Source organism: Rhodococcus sp. 06-235-1A (assembly GCF_002258785.1).
GTDB lineage: Bacteria > Actinomycetota > Actinomycetes > Mycobacteriales > Mycobacteriaceae > Rhodococcoides.
In genome coordinates this window covers 41339-67642 of the sequence record NZ_NOYI01000024.1, presented here as the reverse complement: position 1 = coordinate 67642, position 26304 = coordinate 41339, and the positions used below count along the sequence as shown (strand labels likewise).

The following is a 26304-nucleotide window of genomic DNA, read 5'->3' as shown; positions in this document are numbered from 1 at the left end:
TCAAGCGATCCGGCGTTACCGGAAGGAAACCCGAGCGTCATCCTCGAGAGATGTCGCCGGGCGAACGCCAATACAGTACCCGTTCGTTGTGTGTTCCTATTTGTGCCTTGTCAGATCAACTGCTGTTCTGCCGTCATCGTTGGGCGATCGACTAACTCGCTGCGGCGGAGTGTGCAGTGGATCTGCCGGCCGTCCGCGTCGCCGTGTGAGTTCGGATGGGCAAGACCCGCCGAGTGGCGGGAACCAGTAGTCGCCGAACGGAGTAGCGCCCGCGTTGCGGGTCGTATGGCAGGTGCAGCAACCACAGGAGGGCATGGAACCACCACCGAAGCTTCAGTGATTTCTGCAGGGCCTCAGTGTTGCGGCCGTGCAGTTCGTACGTGACGGAAATCGCATCCAAGTAAGAAGTGAATTCGGAGGGCGGCGTCAGAGCACGGCGCGGCGATATGTCGACCATCAGGTTGGTCAGTTGCATGATTCTGCCACCTGCTGCGTCGACACACAGAGCCAAATCCAAATCTTCGTGGATATCGTCTCTGCAGCTCACGGAATGCTCGACCGCATTCCATGCATCGCGGCGAAGAGCCATGTTCGCGCCGTGCAAATTGGGGAATTGCTGTATTCCTCCGAAATGTCCTTTTTCGACCTGCTTTCGAACCCAACGCCCTTTGAGGGTTCGGAAAGGGGAATCGTAGGAATTGTTGAGACCGGTAACTGCCGCTACGTCCGATTCCGGGTTTTCGGCGAAATACTGGACAATTTGCCGGGCCCAATCCGGTCGCACGCGAGTATCTGCATCAACCCTGCCGAGCACGTCGCCGGTGGCGACGCGAAACCCCGCGTCACGTGCGTAGACGACGCCGGGCTCGGATTCGGAGATCAGCCGAACCATGGGGTTTTCATGCTGAAAGGATTGGACGATATCTGCGGTTGCGTCGGATGAATTATTATCGACGACGATCAACTCGTGAATGTATTCGGATTGCTCGAGCAGCGCGGAGAGGCACGGTCCTATGTAATCTTCTTCGTCGAAAGCTGGAATGATCACCGATAGCGTTGGCGCTGTCATTTACCCAACGATATCCACCGAATGCATATGCGTCAAAGATTTTTTTCTGATATTTAACGGGTTCATCGACGTCTCGAGATGGGTCGAACCGGTGAATTACCTGGTTCGGTCCAGTCGAGCCGGTTCTCCGGTGGATGAGTGCCGAGTGATTCGACAACTCGCAATGGTCGCGCGTGCAGCATGCTGCATGTGTGGTGATGGCCCCTGCGCCCCGCCGGTCACCAGGTGAAGGCTCGGTGGCCGAAGCCACCGCGCAATTCTCCGGCCCGGGGCCATACCGCGCGAAGCCACAGGCCCCGCGGCAGCCTGGTGATCGCCACCGGCAACAACGGGTTGCGCACTGCGAGTTCGAGCCAGGCGAGCACGACCTTGGACAGCGGGACCGGTGGACACCCCCTGGGTCGGTACACCCCGCGCAGCATTGTGGACCCGTAACCCAGGCGGAACGATTGCGTCATGAGTGGACGCAGACGGCTGCGGAGCCGATAGTCGACTTGGGCTTCCTGGTCGAACCCGAGGGTGTACCCCTCCAACTGTGCACGCCAACTGAACTCCACGTCCTGGCTTGCCCTGAACGTGTTGTCCATTCCGTCGAGCGCCTCGTAGACCGTTTTCCAGCAACCCAAGCTGGCACCGATTGCGAACGGTAGAAACGCCGACTTTCCTTGTTCGGTCGGTGCCGGAGTCGGAGTCCAATTCAAAGCTTTCTCACAATTGATCCTCGATGCGTCGAGTGCAGTGCCCACCACATCTGCGTTCTGCGCCAGCTGAATCAGGCTCGAGATCCAACCGGGCCGGACCACGTCGTCGGCATCGCAGAATGCCAGGAAGTCGTGGGCGGCCACCCGTGCGCCCTCGTTACGGGCGTGAGCGGCACCGGAGAGTCTTGCGGAGTCGACATAACGGACCGGCGGTCCGACGGTGGCGGACATGCGCTGCACATGTTCGGCCAGCCGAGGATCACCGCGGTTGTCGGAGACGATCACCTCGACGGGGCCGGGGTAGTCCTGCACTGTCAGCGCGGCGAGTTGCTCGGCCAGATATCGGTCGAAGCCGCCTACTGGAATGATCACCGAGACGGACGGTGTGGGACGTGTCACATGGGAAGCGTACGAGTCCATCACTCCAAAAGCGAACGCGCACAGTCTTGGCCCTTGTTTGGACACCGGCCACCGGAGCTCGGCAGGTCACCCCGTAGCGGAGGCTTTCTTGTAACCGCGGATTGCGGGGATCAGAAAAACAACTGCCATTCCGAGTGACCACGCGAGAGTGTGCAACACCGGCGTCAGGACCGGACCTCCCATTGCCAGGTTTCGCATTGCATTGACCGCCACCGACATCGGCTGTGCCGCGACGACCGGTTGAAGCCATGGCGGGTAGGCGAGCACGGGGACGAACCCGGCGTTGAAGAACATCAACAGCGTGCAGAAGATCGACACCACCTCCACGAGCGGTGCATCGCCGGCGACGGTGGCCAGGAACGTGATCATGACTGCGAAACCGATACCGAACACGACCGGAATCAGGAGCAACAAGATGCCGGTTTGAAGTCCTTGCGTGAATCTGAACCCCAAGGCCACACCGGCAGTGATAATGACTGTGGTGGTCACGAGCACCCGAACTGCCTCGGCGATCATTCTGCCCAGCAGGCCGGCTGCCCGGTGAGTGGGGGTTGTCCAGAACCGCGACAACAAACCCGACTTTCGTTCGCCCTTGAGGCCGACGGCGCTGACTATGGACCCGAACATCGCGCCGACCAGAGCGATCATCGGCACCTGCCCGTAGATCGCCGGCGATCCGGTGGCCGCGGAAATCGAGTTCCCGAGCACGACACGGAACATGACCAGCATCAATGCGGGGTACAGCAGCGCTTGAATCATCGTCGACGGATCGCGCATCCATCGCATCAGAAGACGCTTGGCCTGGATCAGGCTATGGGTCCCGAGTGCACGGATGGAGCCTTCCGGCAGGGCCCTGTTGGGTTCGGGAAAGGTCAAGTTGGATACGCGCGTGGTATTCACCGACGCTTCGGACATCGTCATCTCGGACTCGTCATTCTGGTCTCGAGCTCGCCCAGATGGCGAGCGGGACGAAGAACAGGATCAGGCCGGCCACCCAGGCGAGGGATGGCCACAACACCTGGAAACTGACTCCGCCTTCGGCCATGTCCCGCATCGCGAAGGAGAACTGAGAAATCGGTTGATTGCGAACGAACGGTCGGATGAGTTCCGGGAAACCGCTCTCCGGAACGAACCCGCACGAGGCCATACCGAGGATGAGCTGGGGAAGGGTCAATACCTGGCTGGTCGCTTCCGGGCTCTTCGACAGCGTCCCGATCGCATCGGCACCGATCGACAACGTGGTGCTGATCAGCATGGCGAGTGCGCAGAACAACAGGGCCTGACCAAATCCTGCAGTGAAGCGAAAACCGATGACGTAACCGAACCCGAGGGCCGATACGAGCGAGACCACCGAGCGGACGACGCCACTCGAGATACGCGCGACCAACGGGACACCACGCACGACGGGCATCGTCTTCAGGCGAGAATTGAGTCCACTCATCGCCTCCATGGATGCCCTCTGTGCGGCGGAAATGGCGGTGAACGCCATTGCCTGCAACACGATGATCGGCATCAGGAACTGCGCGTAGTTGATGCCCTGTAGGCCCATTACGAACTTCAACGGCAGATAGAAGCCGATGGTGAAGATCAGCGGCGCGATGACCGCGATCAGCAACTCACCCTGGGTCAGCATGGTCCAGAGCGCTCGACCGGTGAGAGCTTGCCACTGCACGAAGCCGGACGGCCTGGTCCTCGAACGCCGTTTCGGCTGCTGTGTCGTCGATCCGGCTGCGGTTCGCGGTGCCGTGACCGAGTGCGTCTTCGCCAAACCTCGCGTCGTGGCCGTCATGGGGTCGTACTCGTCTGAGAGTGGCCGGTCAGGGTGAGAAACACGTCGTCGAGCGAGGGTCGCCGCAGTGCGATGTCGGCCAGCACGATGCCCTCCGCGTCGACGCGGCGCAGGATCTCGGACAGCGTTGCCGCGCCGTCGGGCGCAGGCACGGATAGCCGGTCGGAGGTAGCGGTGATCTCGGCATGTACGGCGGCAGGAACCATGTCACCCAGTGCGGCGGCGGCGGCTCGAAGCTGACCGGGATCGAGCGGAACGACCTCGCAGTAGCTACCACCGGTCATGGCCTTGAGCTGATCCGACGTGCCCTCGGCGATGACCGTGCCCTTGTCGATGACGATGATGTTGTCGCTGAGCACGTCCGCTTCTTCGAGGTACTGCGTGGTCAACAGCACGGTGATGCCCTGCGCCTTGAGTGCTTCGACGAGCGACCAGACACCTTGCCGGCTACGTGGGTCGAGTCCGGTGGTCGGCTCGTCGAGGAACACGACCTCCGGGCGCACGACCAAGCCACACGCGATGTCGATTCGGCGACGCATGCCGCCCGAGTACCCACGTACGGGCCGCTTGCCGGTGTCCGAGAGGTCGAACTCGTCGAGCAGGGCCTTGGCACGGGTCTTCGCGGCCTTCTTGTCCAGACCCATGAGACGGCCGAAGAGTTCGATGTTCTCGCGGCCCGACAGGGTGTCGTCGAGGGCTGCGTACTGCCCGGTCATCATGATCGAGCGTCGTACCGCCGGGGCATCGGCAGCCACGTCGTGGCCTGCGACGAAGGCTCTGCCGCTGTCCGGTGCGATGAGGGTCGAGAGCACCTTCACAGTAGTGGTCTTGCCGGCACCGTTGGGGCCGAGAATGCCCAGTACGGTTCCTCGCTCGGCGGAGAAGCTGATGCCGCGCAGCGCATGCACATCGCCGAAGGACTTGTGCACGTCCTCCACGTGTACGGCTGCGTGTTGAGCTGACGACATCGAATCTCCGAGCTGTTGGGACGAATGGTCGGACCGGACTCATGGGTCGAGGGCCACTACTTGATACCGGAATTCCCCGGAAATGTTACCTGCGGGTCAAGGCCGGGTGAGCTCGGCTGTCAACTCCAGTCGATTTCGATGCTGTCCTCGACGTCGAGCTTCCGACACAGAGATCGCAGCCCGCTGTAATCCTGAACGAGAGGACGGCGGCTCCTGTCCTGTTCGACGTCGGCGAGCATCTTCTCGGCACCGCGGACGCCTTCGAGTTCGAGGATGCGTCCCCAGGTGGAGAAGTCGCTGCTCGAGAACGCGTCCATGCCGTCGACGAGACCGTCCAGGAACTTTCGGCGATCGTTGGGCGCGAGTCGGTCGAACACGATCGCGGCCATGTCGTCGGCAATCGATGCATGGCAGTACTCGTCGCGGTTGTGCAGCTTGACGGTTGCTCGGTTGATGGGCTGAATCACATCGTCGTCCTCGATCAGGTCCAGATAGGACGTGATGGAGATCTCTGCGACAGTCATGAAGGCAAGCGAGCTGATCGCTGCCGACCAGGGGTCATCACTGGTTGCCTGCGCCGTACGTTGCCGGCGAACGGTGGAGCTGAAGGGCAAGGACCGCTCCGACAGAGCCCATCCGCGCCCGCGGCGAGTGGCTGCGCTCGCGTTGAGGTGCATCAGCGTGTGGTACTGCTCGTCCACCATCGCCTGGGTCACCGCGACGGCCAGGGTGTCGCCCATGCCGGTCTCGAAGACGTCCTGAGCCAGAAGAGCGAAACCGGGGTGTACGACGTGCTGCTCGACGTCCATCACATTCTTGTTGAACGCGATCCAACCCCACGCACGCAGTCGATCCTGCTGCTCGGGGGTCGCGCCGGTGAAGGTGTCGTGTTCGCCGAAGGGGATGAGGGCGTCGGGGAAGTCCTGCTTGGTCGTGTCGAACAGATCGTCCAGCTCGGGTTCCGGCTTCTTCACAGTGGCCCGCTGCGCCCAGTTCTTCGCCAACCGGGCGACGACCGCACTCTCGACGACATCGTCGGAATCGAACTCCGGCAACGACGGCTGTTCCAACATCGCGTGCCTCGCCTCCGCGCTCGTACTCGTGGTCATCGGTTACCACTGCTACCTCGAACGATACCGAACATCTCCGCGCACACCGCCCGATACCGATCCCCGCTCCCGCCCAGAGCGGCCTCTGCCTGGCTCAGCAGCCGAGCGAACTCGGCCTCGGAACCGGAGTCCACCGTCTCGCTCACCTGCCGAGCCGCCCGACGTAGGGCCGCCCTGGCCTCGGCGGCGTGGGGATTGCCGGCCTGAACATCCCAGTAGACCTCGGGTTCGCCGCCGGTGATGCGCGCAAGGACTGCGAGCATCGTCGTGTGTGGGGGAGGCGCAACGGCGTCGATCTCGACGAACGGAAGATCCAGCTCGGCCAGGGCCAGCCCGAACGCCAGAACACTCGCATGCGTCAGGGCCTGCGTCGCGGCGGCGAGGCGATCGTGGCGCGCGGCGTCGAGAACGACCACGCGACCACCCCACCGCGCGATGCTCTCCAGGAAGGCGTCCACCGGTGGTCCCCGGCGATGTACGACGGCGGCGACCGGGCGTCCGGACATTCCCAGCGACGGCGCGAACATCGGATTGATGCCCACTGCCGCACCGAGATGATCGGCGTCGTTCAGGTGGCGGGCGAACCCGGACTTCACCGACAGGGTTTCCACCAGAAGGGCGTCGGAGCGCACGGCCGACAGATCCGCTGCCAGCGCCACCGATTCGGGTACCGCCAGAATCACCGTCGCCGCACGGGCCAGTACCGAAACGAGCAGGTCGTCGGGATCGGTGATGTTTCCGACGGTGATGGGAGTGGCCGCGTCGGGACGGGCGTGCACATCGACGATCGTCACGGCGATGCCGTCCCCGCGGAGCAGCTCGACCATCAGGCTGCCGACGGCCCCCGACCCGCCGACCACCACGACCGAGTCATCACTCCTCGAATGCCTCACCGAGTTCATCGGTCGAGTATGTCAACGCGAGGCGGCAGAGACCCAGATGGTGATGTCCGCGTGCACCACCTCGACGCCCGCGGTGTCGCGGATCGAGACCGGCACGACGATGTCGAGTCCGTCGGTGACGGCTGCGAAGTCGGGGAGACCGTCGAGTTCGGCGACAGCTCGCAGCGACGTGGTGGCCTTCGTCAGATACTCGACGTTCATGGACTTGGGAATCCAGCGGTGCGACGTCGGAACCGTTGCCTCGGCGAGCATGCCCATCGCGACCTCGGCGAGATTGCATGCGGCGATGGCATGGAAGGTGCCCAGATGGTTCCGGACACCGAACCATTTGGGTGCGGTCACCTCGCAGCGACCCGGTTCGAGGGCCACCACCCGCGGCAGCACGGACGCGAAGTAGGGGACCCGAAGACACATGCCGACGGAGAACACGGCGGACCCGATAGAGTTGCTGGGAAGCTTCGACCAGGCGCGATAGGTCGCGCCCGTGGTGCTCTCGACTGTGGTCATGGCGCTACCTTACTGCTCGGTAAGGTAGCGCGGCGGACATCGACGAACCCCGAGTTGATCTGTCGCCCGGACTGCGGCATACTGGTCGGGTTGCCTGGACACGGGACGCGCATGTGTGCGGCCTGAAACAGGTGAGTCGGCCCCAGGGCCGGCTGAGCAAGACATGAGACCAGCGCTCCACGTGAGCGCGTCCGGACCACCAGCTCGATCGGTGCGGGTTTCGTTCGATTCGGATGGTTGAAGCGAAAGTTTCAGCGCAGAAGAATGAGCGGAATCACGACACGCCCGACCGCGTGGACCGGAGAACCATGACAGATGAAGAGCGGCAACGGATACAGGCCACGCCTGGTCGTCAACGTTTTTCACTGTCGTGTGTGCACGAAGGCAGTTCGAGTCGGAGGGATTCCGCCGGCTCGGGGACTGTGCAGACGAGGTGGAGCAGGCCGAACGGCCCGTTCTACGACCAAGCGGCAAGAAAAGGACACTAAGCGTGGCGGGACAAAAGATCCGCATCAGGCTCAAGGCCTACGACCATGAGGCGATCGACGCGTCAGCGCGCAAGATCGTCGAAACGGTCACCCGTACGGGTGCCCGCGTCGTCGGACCGGTGCCGTTGCCGACAGAGAAGAACGTGTACTGCGTCATCCGTTCGCCGCACAAGTACAAGGACTCGCGCGAACACTTCGAGATGCGTACTCACAAGCGGCTCATTGACATCCTCGACCCGACACCGAAGACGGTGGACGCGCTCATGCGCATCGACCTCCCGGCCAGTGTCGACGTCAACATCCAGTGAGCGCGGAGACAACGATGACTGATAACAAGAACCGGCCTGCGACAGGAATTCTGGGCACCAAGCTCGGAATGACCCAGGTCTTCGACGAGAACAACCGCGTCGTTCCGGTGACCGTGATCAAGGCAGGCCCCAATGTGGTCACCCAGATCCGCACCCAGGAACGTGACGGCTACAGCGCCGTCCAGGTCGCATTCGGTGCGATCGATCCGCGCAAGGTGAACAAGCCCACCACCGGCCAGTTCGAGAAGGCAGGTGTCACGCCGCGTCGCCACATCGTGGAGATCCGCGTTGCCGACGCCTCGCAGTTCGAGGTCGGCCAGGAGCTCACCGCTGCAGTGTTCGAGGACGGCGCATACGTCGACGTCACCGGAACCAGCAAGGGCAAGGGCTTCGCCGGAACCATGAAGCGTCACGGCTTCAAGGGTCAGGGCGCGAGCCACGGTGCACAGGCTGTCCACCGTCGCCCCGGATCCATCGGTGGCTGCGCAACGCCGGGCCGCGTATTCAAGGGAATGCGCATGTCCGGACGTATGGGCGGCGATCGCGTAACCACGCAGAACCTCTCGGTCCACAAGGTGGACAGCGAGAACGGTCTGCTGCTGATCAAGGGAGCGATCCCGGGCCGTCGCGGCAACGTCGTGATCGTCAAGTCTGCATTGAAGGGTGGTGCACGGGCATGACCAGCCTCGACAAGAAGACCGAAACCAATTTGACGCTGGACGTCAAGGAGGCCGGTGGCAAGACCAACGGAACCGTCGATCTGCCTTCGGCAATCTTCGACGCTCCCGCGAACATCGCGCTCCTCCACCAGGTCGTCATTGCGCAGCTCGCAGCGGCACGCCAGGGAACGCACTCCACGAAGACTCGTGGCGAGGTTCGCGGCGGTGGCAAGAAGCCGTACCGCCAGAAGGGAACCGGCCGCGCCCGTCAGGGCTCGACCCGCGCACCTCAGTTCGTCGGCGGTGGCACGGTCCACGGACCGCAGCCGCGTGACTACAGCCAGCGCACCCCCAAGAAGATGAAGGCTGCCGCGTTGCGCGGTGCCCTCTCCGACCGGGCACGCAGCGAGCGTATCCACGTGATCACCGAACTGGTCGCCGGACAGATTCCATCCACCAAGGGTGCGAAGTCGTTCCTCGCCGAGCTCTCGGACCGCAAGAAGGTCCTGCTCGTCGTCGGACGCGAGGACACCGCGGCCTGGAAGAGCGTCCAGAACCTGGACGGCGTGCATCCCATCGCACCCGACCAGCTCAACACGTACGACGTGCTCAACGCCGATGACGTCATCTTCAGCGTGGAAGCGCTGAACACCTTCATCGCTGGGCCTGCAAAGAACGAGGAGGCAAGCAAGTGACCACGATCGCCGATCCCCGCGACATCTTGCTGGCACCGGTCATCTCCGAGAAGTCCTACGGACTGATCGAAGAAGGCACGTACACGTTCCTGGTGCACCCGGACTCGAACAAGACGCAGATCAAGATTGCCGTCGAGAAGATCTTCGACGTCACCGTGACCAGCGTCAACACGATGAACCGTCAGGGCAAGCGTAAGCGGACCCGGTTCGGTTACGGCAAGCGCAAGGACACCAAGCGCGCGCTCGTAACGCTCTCCGCCGACAGCAAGCCCATCGAGATCTTCGGAGGTCCGGTCGCGTAAGCGACTGGGACTCTTCGGATATAGAGGACGAGAAGACTCATGGCAATCCGTAAATACAAGCCGACAACCCCGGGCCGTCGTGGCTCCAGCGTTTCCGATTTCGCTGAGATCACGCGTTCGACCCCCGAGAAGTCGCTGATCCGCCCGCTGCACGGTCGCGGTGGACGTAACGCACACGGTCGTATCACCACCCGGCACAAGGGTGGCGGTCACAAGCGTGCGTACCGTCTCATCGATTTCCGTCGCAACGACAAGGACGGCGTGCCGGCCAAGGTCGCTCACATCGAGTACGACCCCAACCGCACCGCGAACATCGCACTGCTGCACTTCGCAGACGGCGAGAAGCGCTACATCGTCGCACCCAAGGGCATCGCCCAGGGATCGCCGATCGAGCAGGGTGCCAACGCCGACATCAAGCCCGGCAACAACCTGCCCCTGCGCAACATCCCGACGGGTACGACCATTCACGCGGTCGAACTCCGTCCGGGCGGTGGCGCGAAGATGGCCCGCTCCGCTGGAGCGAGCATTCAGCTCCTCGGCAAGGAAGGCCCCTACGCCACGCTGCGTATGCCGTCCGGTGAGATCCGTCGCGTCGACGTGCGCTGCCGCGCAACCGTCGGCGAGGTCGGCAACGCCGAGCAGTCGAACATCAACTGGGGCAAGGCCGGCCGCATGCGCTGGAAGGGCAAGCGCCCGACCGTTCGTGGTGTCGTGATGAACCCGGTCGACCACCCGCACGGTGGCGGCGAGGGCAAGACCTCCGGTGGACGCCACCCGGTCAGCCCCTGGGGACAGCCGGAAGGCCGTACCCGCAAGAACAAGGCGAGCGACAAGCTGATTGTCCGTCGTCGTCGTACCGGCAAGAACAAGCGCTAGGAGGGAGTTCAGAATGCCACGCAGCCTGAAGAAAGGCCCGTTCGTAGACGATCACCTCCTCGCGAAGGTTGACGTCCAGAACGACAAGGGAACCAAGCAGGTCATCAAGACCTGGTCCCGTCGATCGACAATCCTGCCCGACTTCATCGGTCACACTTTCGCCGTCCACGACGGTCGTAAGCACGTACCGGTGTTCGTGTCCGACTCCATGGTCGGCCACAAGCTCGGGGAGTTCGCACCGACCCGCACGTTCAAGGGTCACATCAAGGACGACCGGAAGGCGAAGAGGCGATGACCAACTTCACCCCCACCGCCAATCCGACTGCCAAGGCCGTAGCGAAGCACGTTCGCGTCACGCCGATGAAGGCACGTCGCGTCGTGGATCTGGTTCGTGGGCGCTCCGTCGAGGACGCGCTCAACATCCTCAAGTTCGCGCCGCAGGCAGCGAGCGAGCCGGTCGCCAAGGTGATCGCCTCCGCAGCGGCCAACGCCGAGAACAACCTGGATCTCGATCCCAGCACGCTGATCGTCGCCACTGCTTTCGTCGACGAGGGTGCAACCCTCAAGCGATTCCAGCCGCGCGCTCAGGGCCGGGCATTCCGGATTCGTAAGCGCACCAGCCACATCACGGTGATCGTCGAAAGCCTGCCCAAGACCGGCGGAACGTCTCGTAACCGTCGTAAGGGCCAGGCGTCCAAGGAAGGGGCTCAGTAGTGGGTCAGAAAATCAACCCGCACGGCTTCCGCTTGGGTATCACCACTGACTGGAAGTCGCGCTGGTACGCAGACAAGCAGTACTCGGAGTACGTCAAGGAAGACGTCGAGATCCGCAAGCTTCTTGCCACCGGCATGGAGCGCGCAGGCATCGCGAAGGTCGAGATCGAGCGCACCCGTGATCGTGTTCGGGTGGACATCCACACGGCACGTCCCGGCATCGTCATCGGTCGTCGTGGCGCCGAGGCCGACCGCATCCGCGGAGCTCTCGAGAAGCTGACCGGCAAGCAGGTTCAGCTCAACATCCTCGAGGTCAAGAACGCCGAGTCCGAGGCTCAGCTCGTGGCTCAGGGTGTTGCCGAGCAGCTCAGCAACCGCGTCGCATTCCGTCGCGCAATGCGTAAGGCCATTCAGTCGGCCATGCGTCAGCCGAACGTCAAGGGCATTCGTGTTCAGTGCTCCGGCCGTCTCGGTGGCGCTGAAATGTCTCGCTCGGAGTTCTACCGCGAGGGACGCGTTCCCCTGCACACACTCCGTGCCGACATCGACTACGGGCTGTACGAGGCCAAGACCACCTTCGGCCGCATCGGCGTGAAGGTCTGGATCTACAAGGGCGACATCGTCGGCGGACGGCGTGAACTCGCTGCCGCTGCGGCTCCGGCCGCCGGTGCAGACCGTCCCCGTCGTGAGCGTCCCACTCGTCCGCGTCGCAGCGGTGCCTCGGGCACCACGGCGACCAGCACCGAGGCCGGCCGCGCGGCATCCGCAACCGAGGCTCCGGCCTCGACCGAGCCCACTCAGGAGGGCTGACGCATGTTGATCCCCCGCCGGGTCAAGCACCGCAAGCAGCACCACCCGAAGCGTTCGGGTGCCGCCAAGGGCGGAACTCAGGTGACATTCGGTGACTACGGCATCCAGGCTCTCGAGCCCGCCTACATCACCAACCGTCAGATCGAGTCCGCTCGTATCGCGATCACTCGCCACATCAAGCGTGGCGGCAAGGTCTGGATCAACATCTTCCCGGACCGCCCGCTCACCAAGAAGCCTGCCGAGACCCGCATGGGTTCCGGTAAGGGTTCGCCCGAGTGGTGGATCGCGAACGTCAAGCCGGGTCGCGTGCTCTTCGAGCTGTCGTACCCCGACGAGACCATCGCGCGTGAGGCATTGACTCGCGCCATCCACAAGCTGCCCATCAAGGCACGCATCATCACCAGGGAGGAGCAGTTCTGATGGCTACCGGAACCCCAGCCGCAGAGCTCCGCGAGCTCACCGGTGAAGAGCTGGTCACCAAGCTGCGTGAGTCGAAGGAAGAGCTGTTCAACCTTCGTTTCCAGATGGCTACCGGCCAGTTGGACAACAACCGTCGACTGCGCGTGGTGCGCCACGAGATCGCGCGTATCTACACGGTGCTCCGCGAACGTGAGCTCGGCTTGGCCTCTGGTCCTTCCGAGGGCACAGCAGGTGACGCAGCATGAGCGAGGAAAACACTGTGACTGAAGAGCGCAACAACCGTAAGGTCCGGATCGGCTACGTCGTATCCGACAAGATGGAAAAGACGATCGTGGTCGAGCTCGAGGACAGGGTCAAGCACCCCCTCTACAGCAAGATCATCCGTCGTACCACCAAGGTCAAGGCACATGACGAGAAGGGCGACGCCGGCGTAGGCGATCGCGTTCAGCTCATGGAGACCCGTCCGCTGTCCGCCACCAAGCACTGGCGACTGGTCGAGGTCCTCGAGAAGGCCAAGTAAGCACCCTGTGCTCGAAAAACCCACCCTCGGTTCCGGGGGTGGGTTTTTTCGTACCCGGTTCGTCGGTGCCTGTCCTTACCTGCCGAGCAGGCCGCCGAGTGCTCCGCCGACTCCGGCCTGCTCCCCGCTTCCGCTGCCGCCGATCAGTCCGCCCGGCGGTTGCTCCGACGGCTGGACCACGACGAAGCCCTGACCGGCGAATTCCAGGGTGAATCGTTCGCCGGTGCTGCGTCCGATGAGTGTGCCGAGGCCGAACGAATCGTTCTTCTTGACTCTCGTCTGCAGAGAAGACGACCAGGCCACCGCAGCTTGTGGGTCGGCGAACGTCGGCTGATCGACGTTCAGCACCACCGGTACGCCGTCGGTCGTGATGGCGATCCGCCCACGCCCGGTGAACACGCAATTGAAGAAGCCCGCGTTTCCACCTGCCGCCGCACCCTGGACTCGCTTGATGTCGTAACTCAGCGAGGACTCGAAGGCAAGGACGTTGGCACCGTTGATGGTCAGCCCATCCGTGCCGTCCAGGTCGATCAGGTGGACGTCCTGTGCGGCATTGGCGAGAAACAGATCGCCCTGGCCCGTGACCTTCATCAGTGGCACACCCTCGCCGGACAGTGCCTGCTTCAACGCCCGGCCGATACCCCCTGAGCCCTTGGCCTCGAACTGCAGGTTCCCCTGGTACGCCACCATCGAGCCCGCGCGGGCCATCAGCTCGCCGTTCATGCCGACGCGGCACATCTTGCTGCCCTGCTTCTGAATGCCCGACCCGGGAACCTCGGCGTGGGCAGGCGCGAACAGTTCGCTTCTCATGGCCAGAACTCCTCGGTGGACAGATGAATCAACGGGCGGTTCGATTTCTTGTGAGGCGGTTGCCGTCGGTACCTCGGGCGGCGGCTGCTCGTCGTAGTCGATACTGATACCGAAAGCGGTGGCCAGACCGGCCAACCCGTCCGCGTATCCCTGGCCGACAGCGCGGATCTTCCACTGCTCACCGCGCCGGTAGAACTCCAGGCACACCAGCGCGCTCTCGTTCCCGAGAGCTTCGGCCGCAAACCCGACCTGGGCCGTGCCCGACGCATCGGAGACCGTCACCGAAGTAGGGCCCGCGGCGGCAAATGTTGCGGGACCACTTCCGTCCAGCGAGGCTGCGATCGCAACGGTCTCTATGTCGGGTGGAATCGCAGACGGATCCACCCGGACCAGATGGCCGGACGGCGCGCGGCGGTAGTCCACGCCTGCGCCCGCGGGCTGGTTGTAGAACACCAGATCCGCGTCCGAACGCACACGTCCGTCCGGCCCCAACAGCAGCGCGGATACATCGACCGAGGTCGATGTATCCAATGTCACCGTCAGTGGTCCGGTCGGAGCGGGGCAGTTCTCCCCGCGAGCGAGGTTTTTCATCGAATCCAGTGTGCCAGTGTCGGTCGCTCGCCGTCAGGAACGCGCGAGTTCGATGACTTCTTCCTCGGTCGGCGGACTCTTCGGGTGGTACGACAGGCACAGAGGAGTGGCCGTGCGCCGGAACTCGGAGCCTTCCACGGCTGCGTAGAACTGACCGGCAGGCAAGCGCCCGACGTCGGGAACCGATCCGCCCTTGACTCGCGCCATCTCCTTCGCCGCATCGACCTGCGACGGGCTGTTCAACAGACCGTAGAACTGAGTCGAAGCGTTGCCTGCAATGCGGTTGTGCAGGCCCTTCGGAGCCTGGGTCGCGAACACCAGGCCGAGCCCGTACTTGCGTGCCTGCGACGCCAGAGCGAGGGTGCTGTGCGTCGCGGCGGTCGTCCTGTCCGAGGGCGCAAAGTTCTGCGCCTCGTCCATGACGAACAGTCCACCCAGCGGCCGGTCGCCTGCCGGATTCTTCTTGATCCAGGCGAACAATCCCATCTGCAGCTGATTGACGAAGCTCTGCTTCTGCTCGTCGGTGGTCAGACCGGCCAGGTTGATCACCGACACCCTGGCCTTCTTGCCCACGGCCGGCGTCAACAGAACAGCAGGATCGACAGGTGTGCCTGCCCCGGCGAACATCGGATCGTTCGCGGCGGCGGCTTTGAGATTCTCGGCCAAGCCGGCAGCAATGCGCACTGCGTCGCGCATCTCGCTGGCATCCTCGGGGAATTCCTCGAGCAGGTCGATGAAGTCGGTGAGATTGCCACCGTGCGGCCGTCGACCGAACAGATCGAGTGCCGACTTCAGCACGGCCCGACCGTGCTTGGCCTTCTGCGAGGTGCCGAGAACGCCCGCAGCCGGTTCGAGTGAAGCCAGTGCGGACTCTACGGAGGCATCGAACTCGTCAGCGTCGCCGAGGACGCTCACGAAGTCGGGAAGTGGTTGGAAGCTGAGCGGGCGACCCGCAGATTTACGCGGCGTCCAGACCACGACATCGGTGTCTCGCAAGTACGCAGTCGCCTTGGCTTCGTCACCCGGCGGCCAGGTTCGCTCGTCCTCCGGCCATGCAGTGCCGAGCCGAGCAAGGTCGTTGTTGACGTCGAGTACGATCGCCGAAACACCCTGCAGCGCACACTCTTCCACCAAGCGTCGGATCAGCACCGTCTTGCCCGAGCCGGAGCCGGCAAAGATCGCAGTGTGCTTGCGCAGCGCTTCGAGGGGAACAGCGACATCGGCACCGGTGCTCAATTCGGCACCCACCACGATGGACGGCCGACGCGATGCGGGAGGTGCTTCCGCGGTGATCGGGGTCTCGGGTTCGATGAGCGCCGTATCGTCGTCGACGACACTCACGGCAGGCAGGACCGCCCCGAACAGTTCGACATCGTGTGCCGGCTTGCGCGCGAGCAGCCAGGAGGTGAGCGCGGGGGAGTTCTCGCTCAGCAGGATCGACAGTGCTGCCAATGCCCGACGGTCCTCGTCGCTCAAGGGCACCACCACGCCTCCGGCGCGACGCAGGGCTGCAATAGTCTGCTCGGTCTTCGCTCCGTTGGGCCACGGGTCGTTCCTGACCAGAATCAGCCGCCGTTTGGGCATGTCGACGCGCAGGCCCGCTGTGGTCACCGCGCGCTCCACTCGGGCCAAGGCGGCCCGTGCGTTGCCGGACGTCACCGCACGGAAGCACCAATGCTCCTCGTCGTCCGTGTCGGTGTCGACGGTGTGGCGCAGCCGGGCGTGCAGGGCAGGTTTTCCGCTCGGGGGTGGGTCCTGGGCCAGGCTGTCGTCGGACGACTGGTGCTCGTGAATCCACGCCGTGAGACCCGCTGACAGCAGGGCGGGAACGATCGAGTCCTCGCTGTCGGGTCGCAGCGGAACGGAGACGTCCACCTGGTCGCGAAGTTGCCGGTAGCGATCGTCGAGGATGTCGAGTTCGTCGACCCGTGCTTTGGGAAGGTCCGGCGCATCTGTCGGGCCGGACCGGTCGGTGAAGCTCGTCAGCTCCGACGCGACGCCGGTGTCGAGGCAGTGCCGGATGTGGCGATCGACGGCGATGAGCAGCTGGCGCGGTGTGAAGTCGGGGGCTTGCTCGAACGCGTCGGGGGCCACCGGCCACGTCGGGTGCGGGGGAGTGAAGCCGGCGTCGAGGAAGCACGCTGCCAGGCGTCGTCCGAGCAGCAGACGACCGACGTCCGAGGATGGAATCGGCTTGAGCGACTGAGTGACTCGGAAACGGTCCCGCATGGGAGCCACTCCGCGGGCGGCGATCAGTTCCCATGCACTCGACAGAGCCGACAGCACCGAGGCGGTGCGGGGGAGCGTCTCGCGCAGCGACATCAGTCCGTGCGCGAGCTGCTCGACGACCTTGTCTTCCTGTGCGTCCGCGAACTCCTGATCGGATCCGGTGCGCGACTGCGCGACCAGAGTGTCGATCTGGTCGATGGCCAGGATGGTCGGGCCGGTGATCGCAAGCAGGCGGGAGATGTTCTCGGCGATGCCCTGGTGGCCCAGCTCTGCCCGGCGGATGCCCCACGCCGAGAACTCCTCGGGATCCACGTCGTCGATCGACTGCAGGTATGCGTCACCGAGGTCCTGCACGGCCGAGTCCGGGGCAATGGACAGCACCAGCGCGCGCAATGTGTGCTGCGACGTACGGCGATGGCGGGGGTGAACCTTGTAGACCGCAGTGACGAAGGCATCGAGGGTCTCGGCATCGATCATGTGCTCGCCCATGATCTTTGCGCGCTGCTCGTCGGAGATGTCGCCGATCTCGCAGAGGCGTCGAAGCAGCAAACCGAGCTGACTGTCGGATCCTCGCCCGGACGGGCGCATCAGGTCGTCGAGCATCCCCATCAGCGTCGACCGCCAGAAGCCGGCGGCGTCGAGGAGTCTGATCAGGAAGAAATACCCGCCCTTGAGCTGCACTTCCTCGCGGACCTGGCCGAGCAGGTGCGTCTTGCCCGAGCCGGCAGGACCGCGCACCACGACACCGAGCGGACTGGCGTCGTCGGACGCGTCGGCGTCGTCGTAGGCGTTCATCACTTCGAGGAACACCCGCTCGTGCATTCCCGGTACGTGCACGTTCGACTGGGAACGCCACACGTCGTCGGGTGTCGGTGCCCAACTCAGCCGCACCGATTCGAGAGCTCGGATCTGCTCGTTGTCCGTCATCGTCGACTCAACGCCCATCATGATTCGATCGAGAGAAGGTGGTTCTGCTGATTGCCGACGACGACGGCTGCAGCACGTTCCTCGTCCGTGAGCGTCTTCTGATTTTCCTCGGGAATCAGCGAAACGTCCGAGGCTCGCCGCAGCCGTGCGAGAGCATCGTCGAGATCGGCTCGGGGTATGTCTCGTAACTCGTTCCGAAGACGCGAGAGTCGGACAGTGCTGCCGGGTTCTCGGGCGAGCCGCGCGTAGGCCCCGCGAATCGAGGCTTCGATGTCGGTGGCCTCGGTGTTTTCTGCGGGTGCAGGGTCGGCGGGTGCGGGCTCGTCCTCGCGGGGCGAGAACACATCCGCCGGACGGCTGTCGGTGCGATCGAGCCATCGCCGCAACCCGGACAATACGGTGAACATCGCCTTGCCTGCTCCGGTCGATCGAGCCGGGGGTTCACCGCCGATGAGTTCGCCGCAGGTGCGCCATCCCTTGTCGGTCAGTTCGAGCGTCATCGGTCGCACCGAGGAGTTCACTTCGATCAGACCTGCGTTCTTCAGCTTGTCGCGAGAAGGCTTCGCCAATTCGGGACCCATCGTTTTGAGCTCGGAATTCTTGACCGGACTCGCTTCGGCCATCAGGACCAGTAGCACTGCTGCTTCGGTCCCGTTCAGGTCTTCGGTACTCATCGAGGATCCCCCTTCGATCGTCTTCTCGATACTGCCTCGCGGATGGTAGCTACAGCATGTTGCGGGTCAGCGATCACCTGAGCGTTGGTGAACCGCAACACCATGTAGCCGTGTGTCTGCAGTTGGTTGTCGCGCACGCGGTCCTCGGCGAAACGCTCGGGTGCGCGGTGCTCGCTGCCATCGATTTCCACGACAATCTTCTCGGTGCGCCACAGTACGTCGACTGTGAACGGTCGGCTGAGCTCGCCGAGCCGAATGGAACGATTGTGCTCCCGTCCGGTGGCCCACTCGTGCACGTCCAGCGCTCGGTACAAGCGCTTCTCCGGATCACTGGCCGGGTGCGGATGGCCGGCGATCGGGGGATAGCTCAGTGGGCGAAAGCGATCTAGGACCGTGCTGACGCCGGTGGGCACTGCGGGTGCACGAACCGACACCGACGGGAACCGATCCATGCCCGACGCTCCGTCTCCGATGACCCACACCGCCATCTCGGAGTGCGTGCACAGCCATTCCGCCGCAGTGGCGGTGACACCGGCATCGACGCCCGTGGGTACGACCAACACCAGCGCGGCTTCGGTGCGCCGTTGAGCGACGGCGAGTATGCGCGCCGAACCCGCTGCCCGGGTTTCGACGGTGAACGCTGCTCGACGCGGTGACCTCCCGGCGACGGCGGCGTCGGCGAGAGCGCCGACGTACGGGCCGAAGTGCACGGTGTCGGCGGCCAGCCGTACAGCTGTCGTGCGCGCCGCGCGCCGATCCAACGTGGACGTACCTGCCTGGTGGTCGAATTCCGGAAGCCAGAGCTCAGCCGAGTCCGCCGCCGCGTTCTCCAGTTCGTCGACCACGGCATCCACGAGGTCGACAGTCCGTTTCGCGGACGTAGGCTCCAGTGCGAAGAAGACGATCGCGGGCGCAGCTGTGGGCAGTGGGTTCACCGAATCGGCGAGCTCGCGGTCGGTGGCACCGTGTACTCGAACGACTCGATCCCTGGGCAGGCCGGACCACCAGCCCGCGGCAACCCCGTTCGACGTCATCGCCCCGCCTCGCCGATCCGAAGATGTTCCATCTCCGAAACCGTACCGAGAATCCCGAGTCCGCTGGCTACGGCTCGGTGAGCGGTCGATCGCGATTTGGATCCAGGGGACCCGTTCCCCTACACTTGATCGGTTGCCTGTGGCAGCGGTGTGCCTTCGTGCGCCCGTACCCGGCAGCCGACCGCGCGTGTCGGGACGGAAATCCGGCACGTACGTACATCCAGGTCAAGGAGAAGTGAGTGATTCAGCAGGAGTCGCGAGTACGCGTCGCTGATAACACGGGCGCGAAGGAAATCCTTTGCATCCGCGTTCTCGGTGGCTCGTCACGTCGCTACGCCGGAATCGGCGACATCATCGTAGCTACGGTGAAAGACGCCATCCCCGGTGGAAACATCAAGAAGGGTGAGGTCGTCAAGGCCGTCATCGTCCGCACCGTCAAGGAGCGCCGTCGTCCGGATGGCTCGTACATCCGCTTCGACGAGAACGCTGCTGTGCTGATCAAGCCGGACAACGATCCCCGTGGAACCCGTATCTTCGGCCCGGTCGGCCGCGAGCTGCGTGAGAAGAAGTTCATGAAGATCGTCTCGCTCGCCCCGGAGGTGCTGTAAATGAAGGTGCACAAGGGCGACACCGTTCTCGTGATCGCAGGCAAGGACAAGGGTGCCAAGGGCAAGGTCATTCAGGCCTACCCCGCTGACTCCAAGGTTCTGGTCGAGGGTGTGAACCGAATCAAGAAGCACACCGCGGTCTCCGCCAACCAGCGCGGCGCATCTTCGGGTGGCATCGTCACTCAGGAAGCCCCGATCCACGTATCGAACGTCGCAGTGGTCGACTCGGACGGAAACCCCACTCGCGTGGGCTACCGGACCGATGAGGAATCCGGCAAGCGCGTTCGTGTTTCCCGCAAGAACGGGAAGGACATCTGAGATGACTACCACCGAAAACATCGCGGGCGAACAGCCCCGCCTCAAGGCGCGCTACCGCGCTGAGATCAAAGACGCCCTGAACACCGAATTTGCATACGAGAACGTTATGCAGATCCCCGGCATCGTCAAGGTCGTCGTCAACATGGGTGTCGGCGACGCCGCCCGTGACGCCAAGCTGATCAACGGTGCAGTTGCCGACCTCGCTGCCATCACCGGCCAGAAGCCGGAGATCCGTAAGGCTCGCAAGTCCATCGCACAGTTCAAGCTGCGCGAAGGAATGCCCATCGGCGCTCGCGTCACCCTCCGTGGCGACCGCATGTGGGAGTTCCTCGACCGTCTGGTCTCCATTGCCCTTCCCCGAATCAGGGACTTCCGCGGCCTCTCGGGCACGCAGTTCGACGGCAACGGAAACTACACGTTCGGCCTCAACGAGCAGTCGATGTTCCACGAGATCGACGTGGACAAGATCGATCGTCCGCGCGGCATGGACATCACCGTAGTAACCACCGCAACCAACAACGAAGAAGGCCGCGCGCTGCTCAAGCACCTCGGCTTCCCGTTCAAGGAGAACTGAGTCCATGGCGAAGAAGGCATTGGTCAACAAGGCCAACAAGAAGCCGAAGTTCGCGGTGCGTGCATACACTCGCTGCAACCGCTGCGGCCGTCCCCATTCCGTGTTCCGCAAGTTCGGCCTCTGCCGTATCTGCGTGCGCGAAATGGCACACGCCGGAGAGCTTCCCGGAGTTCGCAAGAGCTCCTGGTGATCTGAGGCCTTCGGGCTTCACCACATCACGCTGATGGGCGTGGGTTCCGAAAGGAACCCACGTCCATTTCGCGTTCGAACTTGATTCAGGTCGAGTCCGATGAACGTAACTGGTCGGACCCCGCCTATTGCATTGTGACAGCATGCGAATGCTGCCGGGATGACAGATTGGCATGATGGGATCCAATTGAAAGTCTAGGCTTGTTGTACTGGAGGTTGGCACAGTCTCTGGCTCAGAGTGGAGGGAGAAGCTCGTGGTATTTCTTCGTGAATACGTTTACGTGGACGTCGATAAGGTGCGAGGACTTGTAAGCCAGATCGATGAGGGTGTGCCAGAGAAGGTTGTAAGCACTGAGGCGAAAGAGCGACACGCGGAAATCCGAAACCGTCACCTCGGCGGAGCGGGCGGAAATCGAACTAAAGAAGACACGCTAGAGCGGAGTATGGCTGACTCGCTGTTCAAAATTCTTGAGGAGGATCTTGAAGCGCTCCAGTTGCTGACAGATCTATCTGAGCCACTTTCCTCGTTGTCCGAATGGAAATCTTTGGAATTCGACTTGGTCCCGGGAGCGATTGTTCGCGTTACCGCGCTCGGTTCGCTATTTCATCCGGCCCAACTTTCGCACGCATTGGTTGGTATTGCGACCGCTTCCAGTGGAATTGCTTCCTACCTGGACTCGCTCAATACCGATCCTTCAGAGGCGCTCCGGAAGAGGCCCAGCGGCAACCGTAAAGGCGGGTCTGGCGGTCCCGCAGCAGGTGTAAAGCCTCTGCCGCGACCCGGTTCCGATCTAAATCCCGAAGACCTACTGCCAAACGAGAAGACGCTGCCTGTGCTGGATATTCCGCGTGAGCAACTTGCGGGGATAATACAGTTTGTTCGCGGCATCTACGACGATGGTGTACACCTACACATGTGGCCAAGAGGCAAGTCGGGCCCTTCGGTGACCGCTCGATTAGAGAGTGGCCGCCGTTTTCTAGACTCGTCCCCCGAGGTCCTCTTTTCAAGGTATGGAATCGCAGAGCAAGAGTGGACGATTGTCGGTGTCATTGGCCAACTCGGTCGTGGCGAGCCAAGTGCCGACGCGCCTGAAAGCTCAGACAACTTCAGCCGCAGCACAATAATCGAGGTTGTTGAGTGGTTGCTCGCAGTGGCGGGCAAAGGTGGTTTGGTCGATAGTCCGGTCGCGCCGGGATTTACGGTTGTCCCTCTTGCGGTATACCGCTCGATTGGACGTAGCGCAACTTCGGGCTAGGGCGGCGTTCGGCCGATCCGGAACTCGAGACCGAGGACGGTTTCCGCTCGCGGATGCGCGTGCTGGCGCGGCAGGCCAGGGACATGGCAGGTAAGCGGTGGGACGCATGTGCGGCATCGAACGGCGGCCAAGTCGATGGTGGGAAGGCTGTCGAGTGGGCACTCGATGCTCATGCTCGATCGCTGTGCGATGTTCTCGAACAGTATGCCGCTCAAACGCTTCCATCGCGGGCAGTCCACGACGTCCGCCACCACGCACTGTACGAGGCGGCGAAGGCCCTGACTCCGGTTCCAGCGCACGTCGATGATCCGAGGACTGATAGATACTGGCAGTCACGTGCAGACGAGTCCCATACGCACACCGAGCAACTGGGTGTTCCGGCCGACTATTCTGGGTTCGACCCGATCGAGGACGTCGCAATCCCTCCCGCGGTCACATGGACGGCAGCGGACGAAGCAGCCGCCCTGGAGCGATTGATCGAACGCGACGGAATCGATCCCGGTCACTGGCTCGAACTCGAGTGGCCTCCGCGAGCTCATCTGTGGGACGCCGGGCATTTTTACGAAACCGAGTGGGAATGCTGCGATAAGCACGCCGATGTACAAGCAACCGAGGGGTGCATCGAGTGCGATGCGTTCGTCCGACAGATCGTCGAATCGCCCGCGCGTTGGAGGTTCACCGTTGAGGTGCGAACACGGAGACTGGGGTTCGACGAGTTGGGCAACGAAACCGAGGTGCATGTTGCGATGGAGCGAGACGTCGAGATCGGCGAATTGACCCAGGATCCTCAGCGGATTCTCGTCGGCGGACCGGACCGGGGCGCGGCGTCCGGTGGTAGTTGAGTGTGTCCGACTGTAAGTCGGTGCATGACATGTTGTTCGGCGATCGTCAGTCTGAGGAATAGCCAACTTCGTATTCGCAGTTCTCGTCGAGAATGAAGATTTCGTCCATGAAAGCTGCAAACTCTGATGCCTTGGACAGTGGAACATCGTGCTGACGAATCCCAATGGGAAGTTCGTGCTCGGCGTCTGTTGCGCCGAGAATTTTCTCGACTATGTCAGCTGACATGTTGTGGAGGAGGTAATCGCCCACAAGGAGGTGGGTAGTCTTGTCGAACTTCTCTAGGCGCCACATTTACTTTCCTGGCTTTCGGCTGGGTTCTGCAGGTTTGGTCTGGACTCCGGTGTTGGGATCGTATTCCCCCAAGTGTTTACCGCTCTTGCTGTACTTCTCGACGGCTCCGTGCTGGTAGTCCCACTCGTAGATATTTCCTTTGTCATCTACCCACCGCTTTCGCCCATTCATGGTCTTTTCGCGTATCGCTTTCGGAAAGCCAGCAAGATTTCGAGGTGGGGGGTTGTAGTGCCAATTTCCTCCACCAGTGTTTGCGTTGAATGTCGTCGGACTTGCTTCGAGGAGCGGTTGCACATCCACGGCGATTTCAATGGCCGCCGCCCCGGTTGCCACTGTGACACCGACGGCAATTGCCGACGCCGCTTCCACTCCGGTGAGGACGGCGATGACACTTCCGGCAATGACGCTGCCCGTTGCGCCCGTGACGGCGACCGTTCCCACACCGAGTGTGAAGAAGCCGGCAACCGCACCGGCAATCGTGCCGGCTACGATGGCCGTCCCCACGATATCGATGACGCTCTGGTGAGCCTCCTGAATGGTGGTGGCCCATTCGCCGCATTCGCTCGCGAGAGTGTCGAATTGGTCGGCGACGTTGTGCGCTGCGATGTAGACCCCGTCCATCTGGGCGAGGATCTGCGGCAATTCGTCGGAGGCAAGTTGCTCGATGTCGATCCATGCGGAGTTCGTGGCGTCGCTCGCTCGACGCAGCTCCTCGGCGGCGGTGCGCCACGCGCTTCCGAGACCCCGCAACTTGTCCGGATCGCCGTTGGGCCACATGTGGCCCTGTAGCCATCGCGTGATCAGGCCCCACCCCATCGGAGCGTCGGTGTCGCCGCCGTAGGAACCGTTGAAGCGCGGTGTATTCGTATGAGGAAGTTGTGGGGGAGCGGGTAGCGGTGGGTGCGGCGGAACGGTGTTCGCGTTCTCCGCGTTGGTGTGGTTGACGCCGGTTGCCGCCAGCAGATCATGAAGTTTGCCGAACGCATTCGTGATGTCGGTTGCGGTGGAAACTGCGTCGAATGCTGCGGAATCGTAACTGTCGGCCCAGGACTTCCCGGCGTTGTCGGTGCCTGCGCAGCCCCAGTTGCGGTCGAGTTCCGCAGCGAGCTTCGCTATCGCGCCGCTCGATATGGTTCTGGCGCTGTCGTATTGCGAGGCCGCATCGGCAAGGATGTCCGGGTCGACGCTGATCGGGGCCATCAGGGCCACATTCGCTTGTTGTGGTCCACGGCTGCGCGGTAGCGATCATGGGCACCTTGCGCCAGTGTGCCGAGTTTGGCGAGCGCGGTTCGCATATCTTTCAATTCCTGCCGAAGTAGCTCGTGCTTCGAGCGGTGCGCCTCAGCCGTTTCGCCCTCCCATTCGATGCCGAGATCGTTCACCTCGCGCTCCACATCGGCGATAGCCGATTCGATCGTGGCTCCAACTATGTGTGCGCGACCGACAAGAGCGAGAATCTGCTCGACGTCGGCGACGTAGCGCGCCGTCAACGGTCCAGCCGAAGGCCGGAATCCACCACGTGTTCATCGATCACGATGTCCGTTGCGGCATATTCGGTCGCAATGCCATCGAGCAGCCAGGCGTCCTCGGTGAGCGCGCCGCATATCTTCCGAGCCGAATCGACCCACTCCGCCCACAGAACTGCATGGGAATTGGCCGCAGCGCCTGTCCAGGAGGTCTCCATCAATTCCTCCACGGCCAGACGGACGAGATCGATGTCATCCCACAACACGTCGGCGAGGCCGGACATCCGAGCAGAGGCGCGGCGAATCCGATCGGGATCGGCTTTCACAGCGCCGTGCGGGGCGAACCCGGCAATGGTCGGACGTTAACCGTCCTGGCAAAAGAATCGGTTGTGCGCATCGAACCCCCCGGAGCGATGAAATGATGTGGGAAGACTACTTCACCGAACTGACGAACACGGCCGTGCCGCGCGAGCCCTACCCACGTTGTGCCGCTCGAGCATTACCACGATCGATTTTGAGAATGGCACCCGGTTCCCTACACTAGAGCGGTTGCCCGGGCTTCGTCGTGCCTGCACGCGAGTCCTTGCAATACAGAACGCAACCTCGAGTTCTTCGTACGTCGGCATCGAATGCGGAAGCTCGAAACACCTGGCAGTGCAGCGATGCATTGCTTGGAGCGCAACCCCTGACCGGCAACAGTCGGTCAGGACATGTTCACTTCGCTGTAGGCCCACGATGTGACGAGCCAGGCCCGCCGGGTTTTCGAGAATCCAGGGGCACCAGCTCGCGCGTGCTGCATGGGAACCGCTGCGAGAAAGGTGCACAGGTCACACCATGACGATGACCGATCCAATTGCAGACTTCTTGACCCGTCTGCGCAACGCCAACTCGGCGTACCACGACGAGGTGAAGCTTCCCCACTCGAAGCTCAAGGCGAACATCGCCGAGATCCTCAAGCGTGAGGGCTACATCTCCGATTACCGCACGGAAGACGCCGAGGTGGGCAAGACCCTCATCGTCGATCTGAAGTACGGCCCGAGCCGTGAGCGCAGCCTCGCCGGCGTGCGACGCGTCTCCAAGCCCGGTCTCCGGGTGTACGCAAAATCCACCAATCTGCCCAAGGTTCTCGGCGGCCTGGGCGTGGCGATCATCTCCACGTCCACCGGTCTGCTCACGGAGCGTCAGGCTGCCAAGCAGGGTGTGGGCGGAGAAGTCCTCGCCTACGTCTGGTAGGGGAG

General features: G+C 63.0%; 34 protein-coding genes. 18 read left to right on the top strand and 16 right to left on the bottom strand.

Annotated elements, in window-relative coordinates:
- Nucleotides 1-151: 151 nt before the first annotated feature.
- The 8 genes from CH275_RS22630 to CH275_RS22595 all read right to left on the bottom strand — a co-directional run bounded on the left by CH275_RS22630 (nt 152) and on the right by CH275_RS22595 (nt 7465).
- The gene (locus CH275_RS22630; protein WP_094680471.1) at nt 152-1069 is read right to left on the bottom strand and encodes a glycosyltransferase family 2 protein; all 918 of its coding nucleotides are present in this window, start codon (nt 1067-1069) and stop codon (nt 152-154) included.
- A 218-nt stretch (nt 1070-1287) separates the two neighbouring features.
- Complete coding sequence (locus CH275_RS22625) at nt 1288-2169, bottom strand: glycosyltransferase (protein WP_179276293.1); 882 nt, start codon at nt 2167-2169, stop codon at nt 1288-1290.
- Nucleotides 2170-2256: 87 nt separating this feature from the next.
- On the bottom strand, nt 2257-3111 hold the full coding sequence (locus tag CH275_RS22620) for an ABC transporter permease (RefSeq protein WP_094680469.1): 855 nt from the start codon (nt 3109-3111) through the stop codon (nt 2257-2259).
- Nucleotides 3112-3121: 10 nt separating this feature from the next.
- Nucleotides 3122-3979, bottom strand: coding sequence for an ABC transporter permease (locus CH275_RS22615; RefSeq protein WP_094680468.1), 858 nt, complete (start codon nt 3977-3979; stop codon nt 3122-3124).
- Nucleotides 3976-4947, bottom strand: coding sequence for an ATP-binding cassette domain-containing protein (locus CH275_RS22610; RefSeq protein WP_094680467.1), 972 nt, complete (start codon nt 4945-4947; stop codon nt 3976-3978). Before CH275_RS22610 ends, CH275_RS22615 begins: the two co-directional genes overlap by 4 nt.
- A gap of 119 nt (nt 4948-5066) precedes the next feature.
- On the bottom strand, nt 5067-6020 hold the full coding sequence (locus CH275_RS22605; protein WP_094680580.1) for an AurF N-oxygenase family protein: 954 nt from the start codon (nt 6018-6020) through the stop codon (nt 5067-5069).
- 32 nt (nt 6021-6052) lie between these two features.
- Nucleotides 6053-6958 carry a prephenate dehydrogenase dimerization domain-containing protein gene (locus CH275_RS22600; protein WP_094680466.1) on the bottom strand — a complete coding sequence of 302 codons (906 nt, stop codon included), beginning with the start codon at nt 6956-6958 and terminating at the stop codon, nt 6053-6055.
- A gap of 12 nt (nt 6959-6970) precedes the next feature.
- On the bottom strand, nt 6971-7465 hold the full coding sequence (locus CH275_RS22595) for a hotdog fold domain-containing protein (protein WP_094680465.1): 495 nt from the start codon (nt 7463-7465) through the stop codon (nt 6971-6973).
- Between the two features lie 490 nt (nt 7466-7955).
- Between CH275_RS22595 and rpsJ the strand changes: the two genes are divergently transcribed.
- From rpsJ to rpsQ, 11 genes are read left to right on the top strand one after another with little or no spacing between them, the layout of a single operon-like run.
- Nucleotides 7956-8261 carry a 30S ribosomal protein S10 gene (gene rpsJ, locus CH275_RS22590; protein ID WP_003938093.1) on the top strand — a complete coding sequence of 102 codons (306 nt, stop codon included), beginning with the start codon at nt 7956-7958 and terminating at the stop codon, nt 8259-8261.
- 14 nt (nt 8262-8275) lie between these two features.
- Nucleotides 8276-8941, top strand: a complete 666-nt coding sequence (rplC, locus tag CH275_RS22585; protein WP_027496309.1) for a 50S ribosomal protein L3 — start codon at nt 8276-8278, stop codon at nt 8939-8941.
- On the top strand, nt 8938-9615 hold the full coding sequence (gene rplD / locus CH275_RS22580; RefSeq protein ID WP_094680464.1) for a 50S ribosomal protein L4: 678 nt from the start codon (nt 8938-8940) through the stop codon (nt 9613-9615). Before rplC ends, rplD begins: the two co-directional genes overlap by 4 nt.
- Complete coding sequence (gene rplW / locus CH275_RS22575; RefSeq protein WP_027496310.1) at nt 9612-9917, top strand: 50S ribosomal protein L23; 306 nt, start codon at nt 9612-9614, stop codon at nt 9915-9917. Before rplD ends, rplW begins: the two co-directional genes overlap by 4 nt.
- Nucleotides 9918-9956: 39 nt before the next feature.
- Nucleotides 9957-10793 carry a 50S ribosomal protein L2 gene (rplB, locus tag CH275_RS22570; RefSeq protein WP_008718311.1) on the top strand — a complete coding sequence of 279 codons (837 nt, stop codon included), beginning with the start codon at nt 9957-9959 and terminating at the stop codon, nt 10791-10793.
- 13 nt (nt 10794-10806) lie between these two features.
- A complete protein-coding gene (gene rpsS, locus CH275_RS22565) occupies nt 10807-11088 on the top strand; it encodes a 30S ribosomal protein S19 (RefSeq protein WP_008718309.1) in 282 nt (93 codons plus the stop codon).
- Entirely contained in the window at nt 11085-11507 is a 423-nt protein-coding gene (gene rplV / locus CH275_RS22560) for a 50S ribosomal protein L22 (protein ID WP_037188319.1), read from the top strand. Before rpsS ends, rplV begins: the two co-directional genes overlap by 4 nt.
- Nucleotides 11507-12316 (top strand): 30S ribosomal protein S3, encoded by an 810-nt coding sequence (gene rpsC, locus CH275_RS22555; RefSeq protein ID WP_027496312.1) that lies wholly within the window; start codon nt 11507-11509, stop codon nt 12314-12316. Before rplV ends, rpsC begins: the two co-directional genes overlap by 1 nt.
- 3 nt (nt 12317-12319) lie before the next feature.
- The gene (rplP, locus tag CH275_RS22550) at nt 12320-12736 is read left to right on the top strand and encodes a 50S ribosomal protein L16 (RefSeq protein ID WP_027496313.1); all 417 of its coding nucleotides are present in this window, start codon (nt 12320-12322) and stop codon (nt 12734-12736) included.
- Nucleotides 12736-12981 (top strand): 50S ribosomal protein L29, encoded by a 246-nt coding sequence (gene rpmC / locus CH275_RS22545; protein WP_094680463.1) that lies wholly within the window; start codon nt 12736-12738, stop codon nt 12979-12981. Before rplP ends, rpmC begins: the two co-directional genes overlap by 1 nt.
- Nucleotides 12978-13256 carry a 30S ribosomal protein S17 gene (gene rpsQ / locus CH275_RS22540; RefSeq protein WP_032376635.1) on the top strand — a complete coding sequence of 93 codons (279 nt, stop codon included), beginning with the start codon at nt 12978-12980 and terminating at the stop codon, nt 13254-13256. The genes rpmC and rpsQ overlap by 4 nt, the downstream gene beginning before the upstream one ends.
- Before the next feature lie 75 nt (nt 13257-13331).
- On the opposite strand, the gene CH275_RS22535 is transcribed toward rpsQ, so the two are convergent.
- Genes CH275_RS22535 through CH275_RS22520 form a run of 4 tightly spaced genes read right to left on the bottom strand, consistent with a single transcriptional unit; the run spans nt 13332 to nt 19521 of the window.
- Nucleotides 13332-14657: an AIM24 family protein gene (locus tag CH275_RS22535; protein WP_094680462.1), complete on the bottom strand. Its 1326-nt coding sequence runs from the start codon at nt 14655-14657 to the stop codon at nt 13332-13334.
- 33 nt (nt 14658-14690) lie between these two features.
- The gene (locus tag CH275_RS22530) at nt 14691-17813 is read right to left on the bottom strand and encodes an ATP-binding protein (RefSeq protein ID WP_094680579.1); all 3123 of its coding nucleotides are present in this window, start codon (nt 17811-17813) and stop codon (nt 14691-14693) included.
- 17 nt (nt 17814-17830) lie between these two features.
- Nucleotides 17831-18487: a hypothetical protein gene (locus tag CH275_RS22525; protein ID WP_094680461.1), complete on the bottom strand. Its 657-nt coding sequence runs from the start codon at nt 18485-18487 to the stop codon at nt 17831-17833.
- Complete coding sequence (locus CH275_RS22520) at nt 18484-19521, bottom strand: endonuclease domain-containing protein (protein ID WP_094680460.1); 1038 nt, start codon at nt 19519-19521, stop codon at nt 18484-18486. Before CH275_RS22520 ends, CH275_RS22525 begins: the two co-directional genes overlap by 4 nt.
- A gap of 239 nt (nt 19522-19760) precedes the next feature.
- Here CH275_RS22520 and rplN point away from each other — a divergent pair, with 239 nt between their 5' ends.
- The 6 genes from rplN (at nt 19761) to CH275_RS22490 (ending at nt 23308) form a co-directional block, all read left to right on the top strand.
- Nucleotides 19761-20129 (top strand): 50S ribosomal protein L14, encoded by a 369-nt coding sequence (gene rplN / locus CH275_RS22510; RefSeq protein WP_008718280.1) that lies wholly within the window; start codon nt 19761-19763, stop codon nt 20127-20129.
- A complete protein-coding gene (gene rplX / locus CH275_RS22505; RefSeq protein ID WP_008718278.1) occupies nt 20130-20447 on the top strand; it encodes a 50S ribosomal protein L24 in 318 nt (105 codons plus the stop codon).
- 1 nt (nt 20448) lies between these two features.
- Entirely contained in the window at nt 20449-21021 is a 573-nt protein-coding gene (rplE, locus tag CH275_RS22500; RefSeq protein WP_008718275.1) for a 50S ribosomal protein L5, read from the top strand.
- Nucleotides 21022-21025: 4 nt separating this feature from the next.
- Nucleotides 21026-21211 (top strand): type Z 30S ribosomal protein S14, encoded by a 186-nt coding sequence (locus CH275_RS22495; RefSeq protein ID WP_008718273.1) that lies wholly within the window; start codon nt 21026-21028, stop codon nt 21209-21211.
- A 253-nt stretch (nt 21212-21464) separates the two neighbouring features.
- A complete protein-coding gene (locus CH275_RS29270; RefSeq protein ID WP_143546859.1) occupies nt 21465-22466 on the top strand; it encodes a DUF6414 family protein in 1002 nt (333 codons plus the stop codon).
- Nucleotides 22467-22519: 53 nt separating this feature from the next.
- The gene (locus CH275_RS22490) at nt 22520-23308 is read left to right on the top strand and encodes a hypothetical protein (RefSeq protein WP_094680458.1); all 789 of its coding nucleotides are present in this window, start codon (nt 22520-22522) and stop codon (nt 23306-23308) included.
- Nucleotides 23309-23354: 46 nt separating this feature from the next.
- On the opposite strand, the gene CH275_RS22485 is transcribed toward CH275_RS22490, so the two are convergent.
- The 4 genes from CH275_RS22485 to CH275_RS22470 are packed head-to-tail and all read right to left on the bottom strand — an operon-like array spanning nt 23355 to nt 25392.
- Nucleotides 23355-23600 carry a DUF7683 domain-containing protein gene (locus tag CH275_RS22485; protein ID WP_094680457.1) on the bottom strand — a complete coding sequence of 82 codons (246 nt, stop codon included), beginning with the start codon at nt 23598-23600 and terminating at the stop codon, nt 23355-23357.
- Nucleotides 23601-24800 (bottom strand): colicin E3/pyocin S6 family cytotoxin, encoded by a 1200-nt coding sequence (locus CH275_RS22480; RefSeq protein ID WP_218828816.1) that lies wholly within the window; start codon nt 24798-24800, stop codon nt 23601-23603. It lies immediately after the preceding gene.
- Nucleotides 24800-25090: a WXG100 family type VII secretion target gene (locus CH275_RS22475; protein ID WP_094680456.1), complete on the bottom strand. Its 291-nt coding sequence runs from the start codon at nt 25088-25090 to the stop codon at nt 24800-24802. The genes CH275_RS22480 and CH275_RS22475 overlap by 1 nt, the downstream gene beginning before the upstream one ends.
- Nucleotides 25087-25392, bottom strand: coding sequence for a WXG100 family type VII secretion target (locus tag CH275_RS22470; protein WP_094680455.1), 306 nt, complete (start codon nt 25390-25392; stop codon nt 25087-25089). The genes CH275_RS22475 and CH275_RS22470 overlap by 4 nt, the downstream gene beginning before the upstream one ends.
- Before the next feature lie 508 nt (nt 25393-25900).
- On the opposite strand from CH275_RS22470, the gene rpsH reads away from it, so the two are divergent.
- Nucleotides 25901-26299, top strand: coding sequence for a 30S ribosomal protein S8 (rpsH, locus tag CH275_RS22465; RefSeq protein WP_008718266.1), 399 nt, complete (start codon nt 25901-25903; stop codon nt 26297-26299).
- Nucleotides 26300-26304 lie beyond the last annotated feature (5 nt).